The sequence below is a fragment of the Nostoc sp. GT001 genome (assembly GCF_030382115.1).
Lineage (GTDB): Bacteria > Cyanobacteriota > Cyanobacteriia > Cyanobacteriales > Nostocaceae > Nostoc.
The window spans coordinates 6,644,595-6,669,663 of record NZ_JAUDRJ010000003.1; the positions used below are offsets into that span (position 1 = coordinate 6,644,595).

The window sequence follows — 25,069 nt, forward strand, 5'->3', positions numbered from 1 at the left end:
GGGCGATCGCCAAAGTTTTTGGTCTACCGATATTTATTCCCATAACAGTACAGATGGCAACATCTCTGGGTATGTCAGCCGTAACATTTGGTAGCCAATCCCTGCTGTCCCCTGGAAAAAACCGGGATTAAACAAAGAGTTTGGTAAGTTGTTAAACAGATGATATGTAACTACTCTATCGGGTTGAGCCACTACCCAAGCAGCCTGCTTTTGGGCAATTTCTCGCAAATGGGGACGGAATAGTTTTTGGGCTGCTACCAACAACACCTCTATACGACCAAAATTACCACAGCAGAGATGGTCTAAACCCTGTAAGCCATACTTCAGAGTTGTCTGCAATGCAACTTCCACATCTTGAAGTATTTCATCCGTTTGGTAAATTGACAAACCGCCCAAACGTGACAAAGCAATACCAGGAGCGCCATGACACCAACTAACCAGAAACCTAGATTGGCATAGCCCATCAGAAATATCGCGCAAGTCTGGCCAATTGGCGGCGGTGGTTGAGAAAACACTGCATTCGTAAGCAATTCCCTCCTGAGCCGCTTGTAAATAGGCTTGGTCTTCGGTGACAGCATAGAGCCGTAACAAAGCATAAGCAATACCACCCGCCCCATGCGAGAAACCTGTTAATGGCTTTTGGGCTATATTTTTCCAAGCTCTAGGCTGTTCTTGTTCGCTGACGCGATGCGAAAGTAAATGTTGACCGCAGTTAATAGCTTGCTCTAAAACCTTTGTTTCACCTGTTGCTTGATAAAGTGTTAATAACCCTAAAATTGCTCCCACTGCTCCCCCAATTACGTCTAACTGTTGGTCAGCAGCGATTAATTCTGGTGTAATTAACTGAGCAGCTAGCCGCGCATCTTCGATGAGTGCTGTATTTGATAAAAATTGGCTGATTTTAACTAGAGAATAAATCATAGAGCCAATTCCTGTTGCTCCGCCGATGCCAATTCGGCGAGCAAATTTTTGCGCGAATAAATTGTTGGATGTCTGCAATACTGTCTGCAAAGATTGTAGGGCATTCAAAGCTAAATTGCCCCACTGGGCATTACCTGTGACACGAGCAAGAGCCGCCAGAAATAAAGCGACACCACAACTACCATCGTAGAGACTATAACCCAAAGGCTGGAATTGGAACCGTTCAGCATTAGGAACATAGCTAAAGCCAATCCAGTTGACATTGCCAGCAGAATCATACAAAGACCTAGCTTGGATTTCCTCAGCAATGGCTTCAGCTTGCTGGAGGAGTTGAGAAGAAGTTAAAGGAACAGTTTTGGAGAAATCAGTAGTTTTTAAAGAGTTAGAATTTGGTGGTTCTTCAGCAACAATATTTTGTCCCACTCTGGCATAAAAAGAGCCTTGAATAATCCCTATTTGGCTAACTAAATCTGTTTCGTTGAGGTTTTGTAACCGCTTGAGAAATTGGTTGTAACTTGGTTGTTTAAAATATTTTTCTATCGGTTGCTTTAGCCCAACAGTTAGAGCATCACTACTGCAAGATGTCCCAAAGTAGGGAATATCTAACTGCTCTAAGGATTGGAGTTCCGATCGCAAAATTGCCCAAGCCTGTGGTTTTTGCCCAGATGTCAGACAAGTTTGACAAAGGATATCCAATTCAATACTACGCGCAATTCCATAACGCAGAAATTCTGGTGTCAGCGTTTTTTCTAAAAGGATGTGATAAAAATTGGTAGGGCGGAAAATAAACCGTACCTGTTGTGCTTGTAGCGCTGTGACAAAATCATCATTTGCCAGGAGTGTTGATCGGCGATCGCTCAAAAAATGATACATTTGCCTAAACCCCACGACTATCTCCTCCAGATAGTCGTTAGGTGAGAGCGCAACCCCATGCAACATCGGCACATTTGCCTGGACAGGTAATTTCACTTCTTCATATACCAAATGCATTTCGTCAGTATTGACGGCTTTCCAGCGTGGCATTCGCCAAGGTGCTTGCTGGGAGTTAACACTACCTATAGCGCTGACATCGTAGGCAACTCGTTTGTCTGGGCTAAAGTCCCAACGGGGCAAAAGTCCAGTTCGCAGCACGGAATCCTGGAAGTGTTGCTCAATTTCACTCATTTCTTCTATAGCTTGCACAGAACCTTCTATCGGGTTGGTTTGAGGGTGTAATAGAGTTTCTGCGTCAATCAGCACCGGATCTTCGCCGCAAGCAATTAAATTCTCGTAATGACAGTCATTCCCCCCCAGAACATACAACACGCACAACAGCATTCCAGCTCGCTGATAAAATCGCTGTGCTGCTGCTTCATCCTGACATGGCAATTGTTCTATATAATCAAAAACCCAACCATAGGTATGGCGATCGAGGACTTTAATGACTTTGAAAATTAAAGGTGCATCGTGCTGATTACACCAATTTAATAACTGGTTATAAATAACTTCTAAACCTAAATTTTTGGGTTTATAAACTAGTTTTTTCCCAGATGTAAAAGTTAGAATTAAGACAGAACGACCGCGATTATGCACATCTGAAAGCGAACCAGCAATAGCTGTCACCTTTCCTAAAGTAACTTCTGCAACATCTAAAATCTTCTCAATTTCAGAACGATCGGCTTGCAAACGTTGCAGAAATTCTGCTGTTGCTTCCACCCAAAAATCAACAGTTATTGCGATTAACCTACCTAAAACAGCATACTTTTTAAAAAAAGCTAACAACCCATCTTTTAATAGATCATCGACAAAATCAAGATAATATTTTTTAGTAGGACTGCCTAATATTCCCTCTGCTGATAATTTTAATTTCTCTAACATTAAGTTGAGTAAACTATAATTATAGGGACGGAAGTTAGTAAATTCCAATTGAAAGGTTTTGGCGCTAAGATTGACCAATTTTTGTAGTAAGCTATGCTCTAATTGTAGGTAAGCTGCTTCGGAAAGCAAATTTAAAGGTAAACAGTCTGAGGATAGCGACATCGAACCCAAAAAAGTTAGTAATTTTTGCCGCCCTACTAAGACAGCAGGTAATAATATATCTGCAAAAGGTAACAGCTTTTCACCTTCTATTGGTAATTTGCAGGTTTCGGAAGTTACTTCATTTAAATGAAATTTGGCAGAAGTTTCAATAACCTCTTTCAAAGTTTCTGCCCAGATTGGTAGCGGCTCTGATTCTGCTAGAGGTACACTCAATAGTACCGAACGAACTGTATTAATATCTAATCCATCCCATTGCAGACGCTTGTAGAATTTTTCCCAATTACCTTGAGCAACAACTTCACACCAATGCTTAATGAACTCATCATTAGTTTCTTGTTTATTAATTGAGTTTGTCCTTTTACTAAGGCATTCTGATAAAGAATTTGCCTGGGAAATAATTTGTAATAAATCATCATTAATCATTGACAAATCCTTGTATAAAAAAACTACTTATGGGACTTCCAAATAAAAAAATACTCAAAAAAGTGGCGAAAAAACTCTCTCCTCCCTATTCCTTCCTCTGTGTTCTCTGTGTCTCTGCGGTTCGTTTATTTGATATATGTAGAACTCATACAAAACTCTGTGGATACTCTGTCGGAAAACTTGTAGAGTAGCCCCTTCTCTACGTTCCCTGCGGGACGCTGACGCGAATGTGCAGCGTGTCGTAGACAGACGCATATTCGTAACTTGCTTCAACTTACGAATATGCGTCTACATGAATTGCCCCTACTGAAAATCAGGCTTTCGGCTATTGCTTATACAAGATTTCAACCGATCCGCTAGCACTCTAACATGAGGTTCAGCAAGCATTGTCACATGATCGCCCAGTACCTCATAAATATCTATTGGTTCACTAGCCAATTCACCCCAACCCAAAGCAGGTTGACAAAAGCTCTCAGAAAACACCCCTCTAGAATCTTCAGCTACCATCTCAGAAGCTCGCAGGAGAGTAATTTTACCTGGATAAATCTGTGGTAAATAACTTACTAAAGCTTGATGACTCGCTTTTTGGACTTCCAAGATGTGGTGAATCATCTCATGGCCAGCATCTGGGGGGATGAGATCGGCCCGTCTCAATTTCTCTAAAAAATAGTTGAATTGTGCTTCGGGTTCTAACTGCTGGAGTTCTGTGTAGTCAACCGCCAGTTTTTTCTCAAAAAATCTTTCTAGCACTTGCGATCGCTTCACCATCCACCTCGCATCATCTATTGGTTCAATAACTCCCCTGTGAATTGGTGCTGGTGTATCCATAATCACAAGTAAGCCTATCTCTTGTCCTAGCTGTTGTAGCTGTTGAGCCATTTCAAAAGCTACAAGTCCGCCAAAGGAATGTCCACCCAAAAAGTATGGGCCAGTCGGCTGAAAAGCTTGCAAGGCTTCGATATAATGAGCTGCCAAATCAGGAATATTGGTGTAAGGTTGTCGTTGTCCATCGACTCCAGGGGCTTGTAGAGCGTAAAGCGGTTGATCTGGACTGAGATAGCGTCCCAAAGCCACGTATCCCAGAACATTACCCCCAATTGGATGGGCGCAGAATAAAGGTGGTTTGGAACCTGTGGTTTGGATGCCAACTAAGGGAGACTCAAGGTCGAGAAGGCGTTTCGGAGCGGAGTATGGTTGCGAGATGTTCGACTGTCCCGCCTTGAAACAGAATTGATAAAGGTAGCTCCCGCCCGAACTGCTGCTGAATCAAAGCCATCAGACGCACCGCCAGCAACGAGTGACCGCCAATGTCAAAGAAGTTGTCTGTGACACCTATAGGACGGACGTTCATAACCTCTTCCCAAATCTGCACTAGTTCTAGTTCCAAGCTGTCGCGGGGCATGACGAAGGTTGCTAATTTCAGGCTTCTGTCTGTATGGGGGGCGGGGAGGGCTTGGCGATCGACTTTACCATTGGAGGTCAGAGGTAAGGTGTTTAGGATCGTTAGGGCGGCAGGAAGCATGTAATCTGGTAGGTGTTCTTTGAGATAATCCTTTAGCTGTTGCTGATTGATTGTCATCCCATTTTCAGGAACGATATAAGCTACTAAACGCTTACCAAAGCGGTCTTCATCGGCTACCACAACGCAAGTAAGTACATCTGGGTGTTGGCGCAGTACCGTCTCAATTTCCCCTAATTCGATCCGAAAACCACGAATCTTCACTTGACGATCGATACGGCCCAGAAACTCAATATTGCCATCTGGGAGATAACGTGCTAAATCTCCTGTCTGATACAGGCGATTAGATTTTAGATTATCAGTTTTAGAGGATCGTAAGTTATCATCCCGATCGCTTAATCCAAAATCCCAAATCGGCAATTTAAAATCGATAAACGGATTCGGGACGAATTTCTCTTGGGTCAAGTCTGGACGGTTGAGGTAAGCTTGGGCAAGTCCAATGCCACCAATGTACAGTTCTCCTGCCACGCCGATGGGTACGGGTTGGAGATGGCGATCTAAAATATAGACTTGGGTGTTCGCAATTGGACGACCGATAGACGGTTGATTTTGGGCATCTGTGCATTCGGCAATGGTGGCACAGACGGTTGCTTCAGTCGGGCCATAGGCATTAAAGAAGCGGCGATCGCGTCCCCAACGCGCTACTAGATCGGCAGAACAAGCTTCTCCAGCGACGATGATTGTCTGTAAAGCTGGGAGTTCTTCAACTGGTAGCACTGCTAGTACAGATGGTGGTAAGGTGACGGTTGTGATGGCGCGATCGCGCAACAAGCGCAGCAAGTTTGCACCAGGAAGCAGAGCATCGGTGGTTGCTAAACAAAGTGTTGCTCCTGCTACTAGAGCCATAAAAATTTCACTGATTGAGGCATCGAAGCTGAGGGAGGCAAACTGAAGGACGCGGCTATCAGGTCGGATATCGAAGGCTTGAATTTGGGCTGTAGCTAGGTTGCACAATCCTCGATGGGCGAGGAGAACGCCCTTGGGTTTACCTGTGGAACCAGATGTATAAATAATGTAGGCGAGGTTATCGGGTGTGACAACTTGGTTCAGGTTAGTACTGCTGTGTTGGGCGATGATTTCCGATTCTCGATCTAGAAAAACTACAGTTGTGCTTTTTCCTACTTCAATGTCCAATGACTGTTGAGTGAGTAGCACCGACAATCTCGCGTCTTCGATCGTGAAAGCTAGGCGTTCTTTGGGATATTTAGGATCTAGCGGTACATAGACACCACCCGCTTTCAGGATGCCTAAAATGCTCACAATCGTTAAGGGCGATCGCTCCATACAAACTCCCACCGGCATCTCTGGTTTTATCCCCAGTGAACGCAAGTAATGAGCTAGCTGATTGGCTTGGGTGTTTAACTGCTGATAGGTGAGTGTAGAGTGATTAGATATCAGTGCGATCGCATCGGGCGATCGCTCGACTTGAGCCTCAAATAGTTGATGAATGCAGACATCACCAGGATAGTCTATTTCAGTATTGTTCCACTCCCACAATAACTGTTGGCGCTCAGTTGTCGTCAATAAAGGCAACTCATCCAAACGCTGTTTTGGGTTGGCAACTATGCCCGCTAACAAGGTTTGAAAATGAGCTAACATCCGGTTAATTGTGGCGGCATCGAATAGTTCGGTTTTATATTCCAAACACCCAGTTAATCCTTCCTCAGTTTCTTTAAAGGATAAGGTTAAATCCAACTTGGCTGTGCCGCTATCTATTGGCTGAGAACTCAAGGTCAAACCAGGAAGTTTCAGTTCTGTTCTAGGAGCATTATAGAAAGCGAACCCAACTTGGAATAGCGGCGAGTAACTGAGGTGGCGTTCTGGCTGTAATTCCTCTACCAGTTTTTCAAAGGGCAAGTCTTGGTGATTGAATGCTGCTAAGGCAACTTCCCGCAAGCTGTTCTAACAGCTGCAAAAATGTTGGGTTGCCAGAAAGGTCAGTCCGTAGCACCAAAGTATTGACAAAACAGCCAATTAGTTGTTCTACTTCCGGTAGGTTGCGACCTGCTGTCGCTGTGCCAACTAGCAAATCTGCTTGACCTGTGTAGCGATAAAGTAAGGTCTTGAATGCCGCCAGCAGCGTCATAAACAGAGTTACACCTGACTGCTGGCTCAGGTTCTTCACTGCCTGGGATAGAGTCTTAGATAGTGTCAGCGATCGCTTTGCTCCTTGGAAAGTTGGCTGTGGCGTTCGCGGACGGTCGGTAGGCAGCTGCAACAAAGGCAACTTACCACTCAACTTTTGTTTCCAGTAGGCAAGCTGGGTTGAAAGTACCTCGCCCTGTAACCACTGTCGCTGCCATTCGGCAAAGTCTGCATACTGGATCGGGAGTTCAGGGAGTAGATGCGGTATGCCAAGAGCGTTCGCTTCATAGAGTACTGCTAATTCCCCAATTAGCACTCCCATAGACCAAGCATCGAAAACAATGTGGTGAATAGTCAAAATTAGTACATAGTTAACTTCATCTAATTGCAGCAACGTTGCTCTTAATAACGTTGCTTTAGATAAATCGAAGGGCTGTGCTGCTTCCTTCTCTATGAGGAATTTTACTGTATCTATTTGTTCTTTTTTTGCTATTAACCTGAGATCCACTTCCTTGAGCGTGAAGCTGAAACTGGGAGCAATCACTTGTAGCGGTTCCCCATCTACCGCTTTAAAGGAAGTACGCCAGATTTCATGACGCTGAATAATTTCGTTCAAGCTCTTTTCTAGTGCTGCTACGTTGAGTAAACCTTGGATTTCAACGGCTCCAGAAATGTTGTATACCGAGCTACCGGGGGTTAATTGGTCAAGAAACCATAACCGTTGTTGGGCAAAAGAAAGAGGAAGTTTGGCATTGCGTGAGGTGGAGCGCAATGGACTATAAGTAGCAGGAGTAACTGTAGCTTGCCACAGAAAATCGAGAATTTCCGCCTTGCGCTGTGATAACTCGGCTTTGAGAGCAGGTGTCAGCGTTCCTTGGGGGGCGCTATAACGGAGGCGAAGCTCCTGTGGAGCCGCGCCTTCCACCCACAGTTTGATATTGCTGCGGCGCAACTCAGATAAAAACTCGATGGTTGTCATAATTCTCCCTCCTCCAATGCGCCCTCAAGGTGTGGACTTTCTTTTACCCAATGCAGAGTTTCAATGCTTTCGGCTTGAGTAGCTAATGTTGGCGACTCAAACAGCGATCGCAACGATATTTCTACTTGAAAGGTTTTAGCCACACGAGAAAGTAGCTGAGTGGCGTTGAGGGAGTGTCCGCCTAATTCAAAAAAATTATCGTTTAACCCTACTCGGTCAAGATTTAGGACTTGTGACCAGATTTGCGCCAACTGTGTCTCAATAGGTGTCTGGGGTGGTACAAAAGTTCGGTTTTGTTGTCGATTGGGTGCAGGGAGCGATCGCTTATCCACTTTCCCGCTAATGGTTCTTGGCAAAGCATCCATCAGCACGAATACTGAAGGTATCATCGATTCTGGCAGGGATTTTAATAAAAAATCTCTCAATTTCCCTGATTCCAATTCTTCTTTGAGAACAACATAGGCACACAAATATTTATGACTATTTGCGTCTTCACGATCTACGACAACCACATCCTTAACTAATGGATGAAGTCGCAGATAATTCTCAATTTCTCCTAATTCTATTCTCACTCCTCTAATCTTGACTTGCCCATCTCGGCGGCCTAAACATTCAAAATTTCCATCTTCTAAAATTCGACCTAAATCGCCCGTTTTATAGACAATATCATGGGGGTTATTACTAAAAGGATTGGGAATAAAAAATTGATTGGTTAACTCTGGCTGCTGATAATATCCCAAGGTGCGATAGGGAGTCCGAATATAAATTTCACCCACCATTCCCGGAAGACAAACTTTTCCTCGCTCATCAACAACTAAAGCCGCAGCTCCATCCATTGGCTTACCAATAGGGATAGACCGTCGTTCTCGATCGGCAGCCTTGACGAAATAAAAGAACTTCGTCATTGTTGTTTCTGATGCCCCATAAAGATTGACTAACTGAATTTTGTCGCCGTAAATATCCATCCAACGGCTAATATCCGCAGGCAGTAGGGGTTCTCCAGATAAAAGAATATATTGCAAAGATGAAAAACTTTTCGGGTCTAAATCCTCATTTAGAAGAGAGCGAAATAAGGAAGGTACACAATGAATTAGATTAATTTGCTGACGTTCTATCCATTCAATTAGCTTTCTAGCATCAAGGATAATATCAATTTCTTCCGGTATACAAACGACGCCACCAGCACATAAGGGAACAAAAATATCTCTTAAAAAAGCATCAAAAGCGGGAGTAATTAATTGACTAACTCTGGTGAACTCTTTAATCCCAAATGTTTGAATTTCCCAGTTGATAAAATGAGCGATCGCTTTCAAACGACCTGCTATTCCTTTAGGCTTACCCGTCGAACCAGAGGTGAAGTATAAGTAGGACATATCGTCTGGTTCTATTTGAATATTTGGCTTCTCAAATTGAGAATATTCTGCATACTTATTCAGGTAGCAATTCAGAGGATTAAAACTATCAAAATTGCGATTTTCTTCCAAACAAATAACTGGCGATTGTAAAAATTCTGCTATTCTACCATTGCTAATTTTCGTTAACCCTGTGGCATCAACGATTAACCATTGTGGAGCTACTTCTGCGATGATGGTATAAATTCGGTCATCAGGTAAATCGGGAACTAGCGGTACAAAGACACACCCTGCTTTTAAAATGCCGATGATTGCAATAATAAATTTAACATAATCTTTAGCCAAAATCGCTATCATTGAGCCTTTAATAGCGCCATGTTCAATGAGAAAATTGGCAAGTTTATTTGACTGCGCTTCAATTTCACCATAGGTAAATTGTCGTTCACCGCAATCAATAGCTGTATTTTTGCTAAATTTTTCAGCAGTTTCACTAAACCAATCTTGAATATAAATTTGAGAGTTCATATTTTTTAGAATTATATTTGTCTATTTCTTGAGGAAGATGTAAATCTGGCGAAAATATCCGGGAGAGAAACTGGAAAGCCACAATTGTATTTGGTAAATCTGTGTAATTTTGCAGATTTGAAATACTCCATAGTTCTTGTGCTATTATCGTCAACGGATCTAAAAAGATATTTTCGGGTTGCTTACCTGCAACTGACTCTAAATATTTATTTAACAAATGAATTTCTGTGCAGCCTGCGATCAATTTTTCTACATTATACTTCGCTTGCAAGTTTTCTAAAATAGGCAGACACTTTTGAAAATCTCCTTTAATTTTTAGATAATAAATCATTTGATGAATTAAATTTTGTTCGCTTTCATCAGGTAATATGATGTCATCTTTGACAAACTGCCAAAGAATATGGTTTTGAAAGATTTGTAATTTTTGCGTTCCGGTTGAGCAAATTAATAAATGCTTTTTTGGTTGGTCTAAAATCTTTTTGAAAATGATATCTACTAAAGAAATCACTCTATCTCTTAAATCATAGGGTAATTTGGGCAGTAAGTAATGAGAAGTTATGCAACAAATAACAATTTTTGAAACATCTAATTCACATAATTGATCTAAAGCTGCTATTAAATTAGCTAGTAAAATTTCATCATCTCCCCTGAGCAAAGCTTCCGTTCTGTCAGGAAATGTGGGGTCAGAATAAAGAATAACTTTAGGTGATTGTTGTTCACGTTGACCGAAAATATTATATTCATAAATTGTCTTCAAAAATTCAGCCGATGCCAATGGGTCCATACCACCTAAAACACCCAACATTTCCCTCTTGTGAATCTTTGCCATTTTGCCGATACCTCGCTTCTGCTGTAAACAAACTTAATTATGTTAGTGGTATTGGTGAATTAGTTAATATCAGGCATTTTGAATTCCTGTAAAAATATCCCAAAAGTCAGGGGGATAATTAACAAGTCCATATCAAAAGGAAGATTGAGGTGAAAGCCATCTTGTAGATATTGGTTCTTAAGGTTATCGATAGTAATTGGGTTGAAATAGCCTTGCTTTTTAAGCAAATCACTTGACAATATGTCATTGATGTATTCGATATCTTGTTTTAATAAATGAGGGCTTCCAGGTGCATGAAAAGCAAATTTTTCTCGCTCAACAATTTGTTGAGGAAGAAAGTCTTTTGCTGTTTTTTTAAGAATATATTTTTCTATTAAGCCATTGAGTTTTAAGTTAGGAGGTATTGCTTTAGTAAATTCAACTAGATTAATATCCAAGAATGGATAACGAGCTTCAACCGAATTAGCTAAAGCCATGCGATCGCCATGATCGGAAATCAAATGATCTGATAACCTTAATTTAAAATCAAGATAAGACCTTTGATGAATAAAATGCCTATTTCGTAACTTCTCATGGTTAACTAACTCAAAGTTAAGACAGTCAAATTCACTAAATCGATCGTTCAATTCTGATGAATACAAAGCTAATTTCGTTTCTCGGTAAGAGTATAAATCTCTTTCATAAAAAATATTTTCATCTCCCCATACCTTAAGTCTCAATTCATCATCTAATACAGATTCCAAACTATAATCTTTTTGGTTTGCAGAAAGGTTGCTATTTCGTAATTGTTCAAAACGATAGCCGACATAACCTGCAAATAATTCATCAGCACCTTCCCCCGTTAAAATGGCTTTAATATGGTTACTATTAGCACAGCCAGAAAGAGCTAAAGAAGCTGTATTATAAGTTTCTTTGATCGGGCATTCAGAATGATAAATAGCTTTTACTAAGCCATCACTGATTTGATGCCAATCGAACAAAATATCATGATGGATAAAATTCAGTTGTTTCAGCAAAATATCTCGATATTTTGACTCACATATCTCTTTATCTGTAAAGCCAATTGAGAAAGAATGTACATCACTATCAGGACGTATTTTATTGACTATTGCTGCAATTAATGAAGAATCTAAGCCGCCACTAACGTACACTCCCACCGGGACATCAGCGTGTAACCGATATTTAACTGATTGGATCAAAAGCTCTTGTAATTTCTCTGTGTAATAGCTTTCTGATTGACTATAAGCAGTTTCATTAATCTGTGGATAATCTAAATCCCAGTATTCTGTAACTTTTACCTGAAAATCTTTAATCAGAACATAATGACCACTTTTTAAACTATTGATATTTTTAAACATAGTTCTCGGACTTACTAATCCGGGAAATGTGAGGATTTGATCTAAACCAACCAAGTCAACCTCACGCTTAACTAACGGATGTGCTAAGATTGCTTTGATTTCTGAGCCGAAAATCAAAAATTTATCCACAATTGTATAAAAAAGTGGGCAAATGCCCATTTGATCTCTAGCTAAAATTAATTGTTGTTTTTGATAGTCGTAAAGAGCAAAGGCGAATTGACCATTGAGTTGATTTAAAAAATCTAGCCCATATTCTTCATAGAGGTGAACCAAAACTTCTACATCTGTATTGGTGCGGAATTTATGACCTTTTTTAATTAATTCCTTTTTCAGTTCTAAATAATTAAATATTTCTCCATTACATATTAAGACTATTGTTTCATCCTCGTTATATAGAGGTTGATTACCGCCTGCTAAATCAATTAAACTTAACCTCCGAAAGCCTAAACCTAAATTTTCTTTGATCAAATATCCCGATGAATCTGGTCCTCGATAAATTAATGTGTCAGTCATATTTTCCAGAACTTTCATTTCTGGGCTACGCTCTTTTGAAATATCAAAACATCCACAAATACCGCACATAATATTTTCCTTAAATCTTTTTATTCTAGGTCAGCATTGAAACTATTAACTAGTTCCTGACTTTCTACTGTAGTCATTTCAGTAGTTAGAGAAATATGCGATAGAGGTTGGGCTAAATTGACTGGAATATTTTTCAGCACAGTGCCAAACTGTTTTAATATTCGGCGGATCGTGGCAAGATCAAATTTATTGGATAAATATTCAATTCTGATTAACAGTTGATAACCGGGTTCCACAGTTAAACTTAAAGGATAGTTGGTTTCAAAAAAGGAACGTACATTGATAATTTTTAGGCCACTGTTTTCCTCTATTAAGGAAAGATTCAATGGGTGATTTTGAAAGGAGACAAAACTATCGAACAAAGGCGTTCCTCTGGGTATCTGGCTCCACTCTTGAATCTGCACTAAAGAACTATACTGATACTGAAGCAGTTCTACTTGTTGCTGTTGCAACCGATGAAACCAGGATAAAACGGAAATATGACCAGAAACTTGTACTCGCATCGGTCGGGCATTGATTAATAGTCCAACGATCGCCTCAACTCCTGGCAAATCTGCTGGACGACCAGAGACAGTCACGCCGAAAACCACGTCTTCCTCACCGCTGTATCGGCTTAAAAGCAAAGCCCAAACTCCCTGAATGATGGTGTTGAGCGTTAAATGATGCTTTCTGGCAAAGGACTGTAGGGACGAGGTAACATCGGCTGAGAGTGTGGTTTCCTCCTGAGCATATCCCCATCCCCAATCTGGATCGGGTAAATTGCCCGACACCCAATCTACACCTAACTTAGTTGGAGCGCGTAGTCCCCTGAGAGCCTTTCGCCAGAAGCTTTCTTCTCCAGACCAGTCTTGCTGTTGCAACCAGGCGATATAGTCTCGATAAAGATGGTTATCTTTAAGGTATAAATCCTGACCTTCACAAAATGCTTTGTATAACTTGAAGACCTCTGTGACGATCGCAGAAGTAGACCAACCATCCAGTATTATATGGTGGTGGCTCCAGATGAATTGATGAATGTCTGGAGCAGTTTGGATAAGTGCCAATCGCATCAATGGGCCTGCACTCAGTGAAAAAACCTGCTGTGAATCTGCTTGAAGATAAGTCTGCAATTGTTCTTCTTGCTCAGTTGGAGACATGTAGCGCCAGTCTTGCTGCTGCCAAGGCAATTCTACCTGCTGTAGCACTACTTGTATCGGTTCTGCCAAGTCTTCCCAAAGAAAGATGGTTCGCAAGCTGGGGTGGCGATTTACTACCTGTTGCCATGCTTGCCGGAAAGCGGTAGCATTCAATTTTCCTTGGAAGGTTAAAATCTTTTGCTGGAAGTACACTCTTGATTTTGGATCGTACAAGCTATGAAAGAGTAAGCCTTGTTGCAGAGGTGAGAGGCAGTAAATATCTTCAATAGCAAATTTAGCGCCCAGTAGATCCAGCTGTTCTTGGTTTAACTTCGCCTGGGGAAAATCAGAAGGGGTGTAGCTGCCATCAAAAGAGAGGCGGTGACGAACTAGGGGCACTTCAGCAGTTACCAAACCCTGTGTTGGCTTAGGCGTTTTTGTCGCTAAGGCTGCTAACTGGGCGATCGTTTGCTGGTGAAATAGCTGCATGGGAGTCAGACAAAGCCCCGCTTCTTTGGCTCTGGCGACAATCTGAATGCTGAGGATAGAATCTCCGCCTAACTCAAAGAAGTTATCCTGCACTCCTACTCGTTCGACACCCAAAACTTCCGCCCAGATATCGGCTAATATTTGTTCTTCTGGAGTCCGAGGTGCGATAAAGGCTGCTTCTAGTTCGGGGCGTGTCCAATCTGGTGCTGGGAGGGAGCGACGATCTAACTTACCGTTAAGCAGCAATGGTAAAGCGTCCAGCCTCACGAAAACAGAGGGCATCATGTAGTCGGGCAGTTTCTCCTGCAAAAAGTTGCGTAGTTCACTGCTAGATACATCTATTCGGTGGGGGACGATATAGGCAACTAGCCGCTGTTCACCCCGCTCATCATCCAGAGCGATCGCTACAGTTTCTCGTATTGTTGGGTGTTGTCGCAATGCTGACTCAAGCTCTCCCAACTCGATGCGGAAGCCGCGAATCTTCACCTGATGGTCAATTCGACCGAGGAACTCGATGTTACCATCACTGAGGTAACGTGCTAAATCTCCAGTTTTATATAGACGGGTTAATTTTGGATTTTGGATTTTGGATTTTAGATTATTAAGCTGTCGATCGGTTTTAGAAGATAGCAGGTTCTCACTCGGATCGCTTAATCCAAAATCAATAAATGGATTTGGTATAAATTTTTCTTTGGTCAAATCTGGGCGGTTGAAATAGCCCCGCGCTAAATTCGCACCACCGATGTATATTTCTCCAGGGATACTGATGGGAACGGGTTGCAGATGCTCATCTAAAAGCAAGATTTGCGTGTTTGCCAGAGGTTGCCCAAGGGGAACACTTGCTGCATAATCGCTTTGACCGTTTTCCACCTGATAAGTAAGCACTCCTACGGTAGCTTCTGTAGGCCCGTAGTGATTCAGAATCTTACAGTCAGGGGCTAACGCTTGCACCTTCTCAACTAGTTGCCAACTCAAGGCTTCACCACCCAAAACTAATCGATGGCGGGGTAAGATTTGGGCGGGGTGTTGGCAGGAATTTAGTAAAGCTTGCAGATGACTGGGAGCAATTTTGAGACAGTCGATACCGCCATGATTGTCATAGTAATCAGCCAGCTTATCTGCATCAGAGGCTCGCTCTTGAGAAATTACATGGAGACAGCCGCCTGTACACAAGGCAGGGAAGATAACTGTATTACCTAAATCTGCGGCGAAGCTAGAAACTAAGCTAAAACTAGCACCAGTAGACAGATTTAGTTGAGCAAGGATGCTATAAAGATAGTTGCACATTTGCTGATGCTCAACGGCAACTCCTTTAGGTTTTCCTGTAGAGCCAGAGGTGTAGAGTACATAGATTAAATTTTCTGGAATGACTTTGCTGGGCAAGTTTTCATTGCTTTTTTCGGCGATGATATGCCAATGTGCATCTAGGGAAACCACACGCGCCCTATGTTCAGGTAGAGTCCAGGCTGAGAATTCTTGAGTCAATACCACTGTTGCCTGGGTATCTTCTAAAATCAAGGCTTGGCGTTCTTTTGGCAGTTGAGGATCGAGCGGTACATAAGCACCACCTGCTTTCAGGATAGCTAGCAGGGCGATGATTATCAAGTGCGATCGCTCCAGACAAATTGCCACCAAAACTTCTGGCCCCACACCCCAATCCTGTAAATAACGTGCTAACTGATTAGCACGAGCGTTGAGTTGAGCATAAGTCAATTGCTGGTTCTCAAACACAACGGCAACATTATCTGGTGTACTATCTGCCTGTTTTTCAAACAGTTGATGTATGCACTGAAATTTTGAATAATTAGTTTCTGTATTGTTGCACCATAACAACAGTTGTTGTCGCTCTACTTCACTGAGAATTTCTAACTTACTGATTAAAGTTAACGGATTCTCAATAGCACTTGCTAACAACATCTGAAATTGTCCCGCCCAACGTTTTATATCCTCTGCTCGAAATAAGCTGGAATCATAGTGAAATTCTGCAACTATTTCTTGGTTTTTGGTTACACAGCATGATAAATTTAATTTAAATTTATCAATATAGCTCAATTGCTTATCTATATATATAACCAGATTCTCTGCAAAATACTGCTCTGTCTCTTCTGCAAAATTGTAGGTGACTGGAAACCAAGATAAATTTATCTCATTCCAACTAAAATAATCCTGCCATTTGGTTTGTTGAAGTGTAGATTCATTAATCTGCTTTAAAACTTCCAAAAATTGTAAGTTCGCTGCTAAATGAACATGAATTGGTAAATATCTAGCGAACAATCCTAATGATGTCTGTAATTCCTCATATTGGCGACCATCGTATCCTACACCAACAATCAGATTTGATTCTTTTGTCAATCGCCACAGATGAATGTGCCAGATAGTTTGCAGAAATACAGATATTGAAATATCATACTGCCGTATCAGGTTTTTTAGCTTTGCAACTGTATGTGGTTGAATAGCGATCGCAATTAATTTTGGTTGAAATTCTCTCTTATTAGCTGACTGATTTTCTACTGGAAGTTTGAAATTAAAAATAGCAGAAATATCCTGTTTTTCCCAATACTCTCGCCCTTTTTTGGTATCTTCTGCTATGAGTAATTCATGTTGCCATTCTGAATAATCAGCATATTGCATTGGTTCTTGCTGAAGCTGTCCTTTTGCCAATCCTCCATAGTTACAGCTAATTTCACGCACCAAATTTTTAAGTGTTACACCATCTGCACATAGAGACGGTAAACAAAGAAATAATAAATGCTTTTGAGGCGACAAAATTATCAAAGATACATTCAAAATTGGAGCTTGTGCAAAATCGAAATCCAATTGGCTCATCTTTTGCCAAATTGCTGCGATTTCAGCTTCCTGTTCTAATGGATTTAAAGCAGCCAAGTCGTGCTGATAAATTGCTGGTAGGTTACTGTCGGTTATGACTTGAAAGGGAATAATCTCTCCAGGTGAGCTTTTGAATTTGGTACGTAAAATCTCATGTCGATTAATGACAGTATTTAAGGCAATTTCGAGAGCCTCGATATTGAGAGTTCCCTCAATGAAAACAGCACATTGAGTCCGGTAAGGCAAGCTAGAATCAGCTTGCTGCAACAACCACAGATGCTTTTGCTGAGTTGAAAGTCGAAAAAACTCAATCATTTCCTCTTCTTGCCTACCTACACCTCTATCGAGTCACAGCAAAACTATTTAACTCCAATAGAGGATTTTTTGATCGTCTTTGGACATTGCTAAGAAGCCACCAATCGTAATTCTAACTTTTTGCCCTATTACATCAGTAATTTGATGCACTATATTACCACCGTGAAAAACAATCATGTCTCCGATATCGGAGGTAATATATCTCTTGGGGCATTTTTCTAAATCCAAATCTTTGGTGAGAGTCATTGACTCTTCTGGAGGTAAATCGTAAAGTACTAAATCTCCACCTGCTTCTGGTTTATCAATGATGATAAAATAGCTAAGAGCATCTACCATTTTGGCAATTTGGTTCAAGTGATCGTAGTAGGAATTTTCCAGAAAATCATTGTTTTTATGGGGAACCATTCCACCTAGATTTGGGTAAACAAATCTCACAGTAGCCGGAGTATAAACCCGCTCATCATTTTCTCTAGCTACCTCGACCTTTCTGCCTCCAGAAATTTCAGTTAAAGTTGCTTCTAATCTCGCTTCAAAATTGGTGTCAAAAAGCGTCTTTAACTTGTTCCTGAAATTGTCTGCACCTTGAAAATATCTTTCTTTATCACTACCTGCTGCCATTAAAACACAGCCAAGCGTTGTACCGTATCTAACAGTTTCTAGCTCGTCACTGGCGTTATCTAGTCTCTGTTTTACTTCTAACATTTCTGCCTGGGAAAAGACTCCTTTGAGGAGCATTCCATCGATTTCACCTTGATAAATTTGATTCACACTATCAGGATAATTACTGGCTAATTCAGCTTCTAAAGTGAGCCAGTTATTGATTGCTAATTCTGGCTGAGTAGCATTTTTATTCATCTTGTTCTCCATTTATGATTTTAAATTTGTGATGAGCCATTTTACATACATTAATTAGATGCGATTGCATCCAATAAAACCTTTGTTTATAAATAAAAAATGGCTGTCGAAGCTAGAACCTTTATAAAATAAGGCTGACGTTCTTGTATTTAGATAAAGTCCTACAAAGAGGATGTTTTAAAAGTGCTTGGTTATGTAAAAATTTCTTTATCTCCCTAAATCCCAATAAAAAAGGAGATAGTAACACAATTTGATACTTGAAAAACATCCTTTAAGCGTTGCTTAAATTCTACGATGATTTTTGACTATAATTTGATTAACTCCAATAGAATATCTTTTGATCGTCTGTTGATATAGCAACAAATCCACCTATACTAATACGATTTTTGTTTCCCCTGGCCTCCGCTACCTTATGCCATATTGTACCACCGTGGAAAAGAACCATATCACCAATGTCTGGACTGATATATTTTTTGTCGCATTTTTCAAAAGCGGAATCCTTAACTAAAGTATCAAAATCCTTTTTCGCTTCTTCTGGCGGCAAATCGTAAATTATTAATTCTCCACCTTCTTCCGGCTTATCGACGATCAGAAAATAACTCAGATGTTCTTGTAATCTAGCAATTTTTGTTAAATGAGCAAAGGATGGATGCTGGAGAAATTGACTACCTTTATGAATAATAATCCCACCTTTATTTGGCTCAACAAATCTGATTTGAGCAGGGGCATAAGTTTGATTATTTTCTGAGGCTATCTCTACTACTCTCCCTCCTGAGACTTTACTTAGTAATCCTTCAATTCTTTGTTCATAACCACCTTCAAAAATATTTTTCAGATCGTTTCTATATACATTTACATCTTGAAAATATTTAGTCGGTTCATTTTCTTTGGCAGGTAGAACAACACCAAATGATTCGCCGTAACCTACACTTTTTCGACTTTTTATGTTTTCCAGTTGATGTTTCGCCTTGAGCATTTCTTCTTTGGTGAAAACCTGCTTAATCAGCATTCCATCAATTTCACCTTTGTATATCCGATTAACTGCGTCTGGATAATTAGCTAATAAATCAGCTGTAACCGTGAGCCATAAATCATTTTTAACGTATGTCATCGCAGAATTTTCCAAAACTCCTAAATCTGGTTTGTTACCTTGTTTTAACCAATACCACAAAATTAATCTAGCGCAATCGGTAATTTAATATTCAGTTACAACTGGCTATGGTGATGGTATCCATAAATTTTAAACCAAGAATTTAGGGTTTATACAACTTAGTCAAACACTAACATATCTTGATGTAAATCTTTTTTTTATTAAGCTTTTTTTGTCAAACTTTACTTGCTACCCTTATCCTAACAAAGACGCTATACGAACGAGAAAGCCAAGGGCAAACAAGCCGAGAAACCCGTTTAACGCAGTCGCTCCCAATAACAGCCTTCACGAAAAATAGAGCTTAAAAGCTAAAGTTATTTAGTTTTGACATCGCAATTATACAGTGTTTGTACGTAAAAATGTCAAAAATATTACACAAGATAGCGTATAAGGGGTATATGATAAAGTAATGTTAATACATGGTAACTAGATGGTCAATATAATTAAATTTTGTATCGGACATTGCACTTAGTCCCTTCCCGTTATAGGATGACAGAGTTGCGTGGTAAAGACTTCATCGCTTTTGAAATTCCCAACTCAGAGCTGAAAGCCTGACTACGAAATAAATTCAAGTAATTATCTGACGGAAAGCGAATAGCTACCAAGTGCAAAAGGTTTTATACCAAAGGCTGATCTGCTTTACCCTTGATTTACAAAATCCCAAATATCTCAATTTCTGGTAAGCGGATTTCTCTAGTAAAATTCTCTCAATTTTGACAGAGACCAAATCTGGCGCTATTTTCGACAACCTGAAACTGGGCAATGTCTACAGCTTATAAATTCAGGATTTAAGCGAACAACCAGTAATGACTAGCAACAAACAATGCAATTTTAAAGCTTGCAATCAGACAATGGCACCAGATATGAGCTTTTGATTAGCGCCCCCTATGCGCTAACAAAAAATGGAAGAAATACATTGAAATTTAAAACCTCAGATCCTGACTGAATCAGGTTTATAAAATGTGTGTATTTCTTAATAACCTCTAACAGAGAAGTTTTTTCGCTGCCGCAATAATTATGAAAGAAACACACTGAAATATAAATCCTCAAATTCTTAGAGAAGGAGGATTATAAAATGTGTTTCTTAAAAACAGAGGACAAGATTACAAGGAGAAACAATATGTCAATAGCACAATTTACTGACTTCGTAAAAAATATTACGACAGAAAATAACAATCCAGCTAGCGACTCATCAGGAGTAGGTGCAGAATTGCAAAAAGCTTTAACTAATCTTCAGGGATCTCCAGAAGAAAAAGTTGCAAAAGTAGCACAAGAGTTGTCTAAAGTAGCTAAATCTAAGGGCTTTGATGTTTCAGAAGCAGATGTGAGTACGTATATCGACTCTCTGAAAGTCCAATATGAAATCAACCCTATCATAGCTGCTATGGCGGATACCTACTGTAGTACCTCTTGTCATTTTGGAAGTGCAATTAGTGCCAGCTAAAATCTGAGTGCGAAATCTTTGATTTGAAATTTGATACATCTCAGGTTTTCAAAAAACAGGATAGTCTGAGATGTATCGATTACAAGCCTTCTTGAACAAAAAGAACAATTAGTAGAGTTTGTAAAAATTTGTTTTTGGCGAAATCATGATTAAGTCTCCTGTAGCCAAGTCCTTATATAATTTTGTTGAACTGGATGTTAGCGAAATTGGTAACTATCCAGAAGGAATTATAGATATTTGCGATCGCCAGGTTCATGGTCTAATAGTCAAAAATTTTCTTTCTCAAGAAGATATCTCTAGAGTCGTCAGTCGGCTAACGCGCAAAGACCCATTTCCTGGTTCGCCCTTTGGGGATGTTCTGATTTACGGCCCAGCATTATATGTATGCGATGCCGATATTACTCAATATTGTGAAGAAGCAGTTGATTTTCGGAAATATTGCCGTCAACTCTTCAGTGGAGGAGCCGATTTCGAGACGCGGCTAACAGAAGTTCTCGGTGCAATGTCTGGTGAGTCGGCCCGTTGAACTTCCCGTTACCCCCGACGGCTACGCCTATACTCCAACGACAATTCGAGTTTTAAAAACTGGCCAGGAGATGGGCTGGCATTTTGAAAATCAATTTCTGCATTGCACACCAGGGTATCGCCACTTAGAAACCATAGTTGAACCCGAAGATCATCTCAGCTATTTTGTAGTGCTGAGTGCTGCTAATGCTGGGGGAGAGTTGATTCTCTATGATTTAGAGTGGTCAGAGACAGAATGGCCCGATAAGGAACATGGGGGAACAAGGAAAAATGGTTTAGTGAACGGTCAACTGATTGCCTCAGTTATGGAAGATTATGACCAAATGTTCCTCAGTCCAGAAGCTGGTTCTTTAGTAGTCTTTGATGCGGGGAGGATTTTGCATCGTGTTTCTGCGGTTGAAGGTTCTCGCCGTCGGATTACCGTAGGTGGATTTCTTGCCTTCTCCAAGGAGCGTGAAAAACTTTTCTACTGGAGTTAGGGAATTAAGAGAGCAATAACGGCATGAAATTTTCTACCTTAGTAGATGCTTTGAGTGAAAGAGCGCGATCGCAGCCTGATAAAAATTACACTTTTCTTCAGGATGGAGAAATTGCAGCGCATACTCTAAGTTATCAAGAATTGCAGCGATTAGCACAGGCGATCGCCGCCAAACTTCAGAGTTTTAATGCCATAGGTCAACAAGCCTTACTACTGTATCCACCAGGTTTAGAATTCATTGCCGCTTTTTTCGGATGTTTGTTGGCTGGAGTTGTAGCTATTCCCGCCTATCCCCTCCGTGCCAATCAGTCAAAGTCTAGGCTGTTGGCGATGGCTCAAAGATGCAGAAGCAACCTTTGCCCTCACAACCACATCTGTCTTAGCCAATAGTCAGCATTGGTTGGTAGAACACCCAGAGTTAGCCCAGTTGCGTTGGTTAGCCACCGATGACATTGATGCAGATTTAGCAGATGCATGGCAGAAACCTATTGTCAATAGCCATACCCTAGCTCTTCTCCAGTACACCTCCGGCTCTACAGGCACTCCCAAGGGAGTGATGGTCAGCCACGGCAATCTCCTATCCAACTGTACCGACCTCGATCGCGGATGGAACCACACAGCAGATAGTATTATTGTCACTTGGCTACCCACTTTTCATGATATGGGGCTAATTTATGGAGTCATCGAACCCTTATATAAAGGTTGTTCTTGCTACATGATGCCTCCTGTGTCCTTTTTGCATAAACCCATACGATGGCTACAGGCGATTTCGACTTACAAAGCTAGTCATAGCGGCGCACCGAATTTTGCCTACGATCTATGCGTGCGGAAAATCACCGCAGCACAAAAGGCTACCTTGGATTTGAGTAGCTGGCAAATGGCTTTAAATGGTGCTGAACCTGTGAGGGCAGATGTCCTACAACGGTTCGCCGAAACCTTTAAACCCTGTGGATTTGATTTAACAGCCTTCTGTCCCGGTTATGGTTTGGCAGAAGCCACCCTGAAAGTGGCGGCGGTGCGTCAACAAGATCCGCCTGTATTCTTGCGAGTTGATACAGATGCACTAGCAGAAAATCGAGTGGTAGAGGCGAGATTAAATCAACAAAATGTGCAGACATTGGTGGGATGTGGACGTAGCGAGATTGATACACAAATTGCGATCGTTCATCCTGAATCGTTTATTCGATGCCAAGATTCACAAGTCGGGGAAATTTGGGTATCAGGTTCTACTATTGCTCAAGGCTACTGGAAAAACCCCCAAGAGACACAAAAAACCTTTCAAGCAACCCTAAAAGATAGTGATTCTAGAATGTTTCTCCGTACAGGCGACTTAGGATTTATTAAGGATGGCGAATTATTCGTTACAGGGCGGTTGAAAGATACGATCGTTATTCAAGGACGCAACCATTATCCCCAAGATATTGAATTAACCATTGAAAATAGTCATCCCGCATTGCGACCCAGTTGTGGGGCAGCCTTTGCAGTGGAATTTAAAGGTGAGGAACAGTTAGTTGTAGTTCAAGAAGTAGAGCGGAGTTATCTGCGACGGCTAGATGTCAATGAAGTAATTGGTAACATTCGTCAAGCGGTGGCAGCAGAACATGAGATCCGAACTCATACTGTTTTATTAGTAAAAACGGGAACCGTTCCTAAAACTTCTAGTGGTAAGATTCAGCGTCAAGCTTGCCGTCAAAATTTTTTGAATAACACACTGAATTTATTAACATCAGAAAAATCTCCGAAATTAACAACAACCATCTAAAGATAGAGATAATATGTTAAATCAAGACCAAGTTAAACATTTCCAACAAAAAGGATGGGTCGGCCCAGTTGATATCTTTGCACCAGCAGAAATTGCCGCAGTAAAGGAATGTTTAGAAACTAATAGCCGCATTATCAAAGAAGCAGACGGACAGGAAATTATCACATTTTATAATAATGTTCTTAATTTAGAAACTCCCCGCGATCATTATCTATTTCATAAACCAATAGCAGAACTATTTCAACATCCACAACTAATTCAGCGCTTAAACCAAATCGCTGGAGAAAACTTATTGCTTTGGTATACCAATGTCTTTTGTAAAATGCCCGGACAAGGGGAAATTAAATGGCATCAAGCGAAAGAGTTTTATACATCAAGTGACATCGACTTTGCTAAGAAAACTTTAGTTTATTCTCAAGACGAAGACCCTTTAAATTTAACAGTCTGGGTGGCCTTGGAAGATGCCGACCTGGAAAATGGTTGTATGCGTTTCGCCAATGGATCGCATCAACGAATATTTAAAATATTAAAAGGGAGTGTTCCGGCATCTGAAGGTGTGTTTGCTGGCATTAGTGCCCATAAAACAGTTTGGCAAAAAGAGCAACAATACTCCTTATCTTATGAATTTGATGAAAATGACTGGGAAGTAGAATCAGTGCCAGTCAAGGCAGGTCAAGCGATCGTCTTTACTGAAAGTACAATGCACTGTTCCCTACCCAATCACTCAAATCGTCGTCGCTTGGCGATTATTGGCCGTTATGTGCGTCCAAGTACCCAGGTTTATCCCTATCGCTGGCAAGGGGATTTTATTGATGAAAATGCCCACAACATCAAAAGGCATTTTTGTATTTTAGTTTCTGGACGTGATGATTATAGACATAACGTAGTTAGAGATGAGCATGATTTAGATGAGACGGAAGTAGAATTTCAACTCATGTCTAATTTGGTGCGGTTTGGTCATGTAAATATCCCAGAAGACAAACTACAACTAGAAATTTACGGTTTGGAAAAACAGGTTTTAGAAGGAGATTGTCAAGAAGAAGAACCAAATCCAATTTTGCATCCGCGTAAATATATTCAATGGCAAGCGTGGAATCGATATCAAGGCATGAGTACTACAGAAGCAATGAAGCGGTATAACCAATTAGTAAGGAGTTTGCCACGAAAAAATCCCAAAGATGTCAGCAGTAGAAGCAATACTAGTACAGTAAACAAGGGAGTATTAAAAGCAGCGGATATTGAAAGTTGGTTAATTTCTTATCTGTCTGAACTGTTGGACACGCAACCAGATGAAATAGAAGTGAAAATTCCCTTCCAACGTTATGGTTTATCCTCAGCAGAAGGAACTGTTCTAATTGGCGATCTAGAAGCTGCGACAGGATATAAACTTGCTCCGACTCTAGTATATGAATACCCGACTATTGAGGCTTTAGCCCAACACATAGCAGAGGAAATGCAAGTTTTGGCGTAAACTTCTGTAAGTACCGAAAAAATGATGTTGTAATATACACAAAAAAG

The 25,069-nt window shown here is 40.8% G+C and carries 12 protein-coding genes and 2 pseudogenes; 6 read left to right on the plus strand and 8 right to left on the minus strand.

The window, feature by feature from the left end:
- Window positions 1-33: 33 nt before the first annotated feature.
- The 8 genes and pseudogenes from QUD05_RS31015 to QUD05_RS31060 form a co-directional block, all read right to left on the minus strand.
- Window positions 34-3,363 (minus strand): type 2 lanthipeptide synthetase LanM family protein, encoded by a 3,330-nt coding sequence (locus tag QUD05_RS31015; RefSeq protein ID WP_289799401.1) that lies wholly within the window; start codon window positions 3,361-3,363, stop codon window positions 34-36.
- A 303-nt stretch (window positions 3,364-3,666) separates the two neighbouring features.
- Window positions 3,667-8,206 (minus strand): annotated as a pseudogene (locus QUD05_RS34555) (amino acid adenylation domain-containing protein); the annotation flags it as partial.
- A gap of 84 nt (window positions 8,207-8,290) precedes the next feature.
- Window positions 8,291-9,823 (minus strand): annotated as a pseudogene (locus QUD05_RS31035) (amino acid adenylation domain-containing protein); the annotation flags it as partial.
- On the minus strand, window positions 9,789-10,652 hold the full coding sequence (locus QUD05_RS31040; protein WP_289799406.1) for an aspartate/glutamate racemase family protein: 864 nt from the start codon (window positions 10,650-10,652) through the stop codon (window positions 9,789-9,791). The pseudogene QUD05_RS31035 and the gene QUD05_RS31040, both read right to left, overlap by 35 nt.
- A gap of 59 nt (window positions 10,653-10,711) precedes the next feature.
- Window positions 10,712-12,592, minus strand: coding sequence for an asparagine synthase (glutamine-hydrolyzing) (asnB, locus tag QUD05_RS31045; RefSeq protein WP_289799407.1), 1,881 nt, complete (start codon window positions 12,590-12,592; stop codon window positions 10,712-10,714).
- A gap of 20 nt (window positions 12,593-12,612) precedes the next feature.
- Window positions 12,613-17,337, minus strand: a complete 4,725-nt coding sequence (locus tag QUD05_RS31050) for a non-ribosomal peptide synthetase (RefSeq protein ID WP_289799408.1) — start codon at window positions 17,335-17,337, stop codon at window positions 12,613-12,615.
- Between the two features lie 48 nt (window positions 17,338-17,385).
- Entirely contained in the window at window positions 17,386-18,192 is an 807-nt protein-coding gene (locus QUD05_RS31055; protein ID WP_289799409.1) for a 2OG-Fe(II)-dependent halogenase WelO5 family protein, read from the minus strand.
- 316 nt (window positions 18,193-18,508) lie between these two features.
- Window positions 18,509-19,363 (minus strand): 2OG-Fe(II) oxygenase, encoded by an 855-nt coding sequence (locus QUD05_RS31060; RefSeq protein ID WP_289799410.1) that lies wholly within the window; start codon window positions 19,361-19,363, stop codon window positions 18,509-18,511.
- A gap of 1,099 nt (window positions 19,364-20,462) precedes the next feature.
- Between QUD05_RS31060 and QUD05_RS31065 the strand changes: the two genes are divergently transcribed.
- The 6 genes from QUD05_RS31065 (at window position 20,463) to QUD05_RS31090 (ending at window position 25,022) form a co-directional block, all read left to right on the plus strand.
- Window positions 20,463-20,786: a hypothetical protein gene (locus tag QUD05_RS31065; RefSeq protein ID WP_289799411.1), complete on the plus strand. Its 324-nt coding sequence runs from the start codon at window positions 20,463-20,465 to the stop codon at window positions 20,784-20,786.
- A gap of 145 nt (window positions 20,787-20,931) precedes the next feature.
- The gene (locus tag QUD05_RS31070; RefSeq protein WP_289799412.1) at window positions 20,932-21,312 is read left to right on the plus strand and encodes a 2OG-Fe(II)-dependent halogenase WelO5 family protein; all 381 of its coding nucleotides are present in this window, start codon (window positions 20,932-20,934) and stop codon (window positions 21,310-21,312) included.
- Window positions 21,296-21,790 carry a 2OG-Fe(II)-dependent halogenase WelO5 family protein gene (locus QUD05_RS31075; protein ID WP_289799413.1) on the plus strand — a complete coding sequence of 165 codons (495 nt, stop codon included), beginning with the start codon at window positions 21,296-21,298 and terminating at the stop codon, window positions 21,788-21,790. Before QUD05_RS31070 ends, QUD05_RS31075 begins: the two co-directional genes overlap by 17 nt.
- A gap of 23 nt (window positions 21,791-21,813) precedes the next feature.
- Entirely contained in the window at window positions 21,814-22,179 is a 366-nt protein-coding gene (locus tag QUD05_RS31080) for an AMP-binding protein (RefSeq protein WP_289799414.1), read from the plus strand.
- On the plus strand, window positions 22,088-23,551 hold the full coding sequence (locus tag QUD05_RS31085; RefSeq protein WP_289799415.1) for a fatty acyl-AMP ligase: 1,464 nt from the start codon (window positions 22,088-22,090) through the stop codon (window positions 23,549-23,551). Before QUD05_RS31080 ends, QUD05_RS31085 begins: the two co-directional genes overlap by 92 nt.
- A 13-nt stretch (window positions 23,552-23,564) precedes the next feature.
- On the plus strand, window positions 23,565-25,022 hold the full coding sequence (locus QUD05_RS31090; protein WP_289799416.1) for an acyl-CoA-binding protein: 1,458 nt from the start codon (window positions 23,565-23,567) through the stop codon (window positions 25,020-25,022).
- Window positions 25,023-25,069 lie beyond the last annotated feature (47 nt).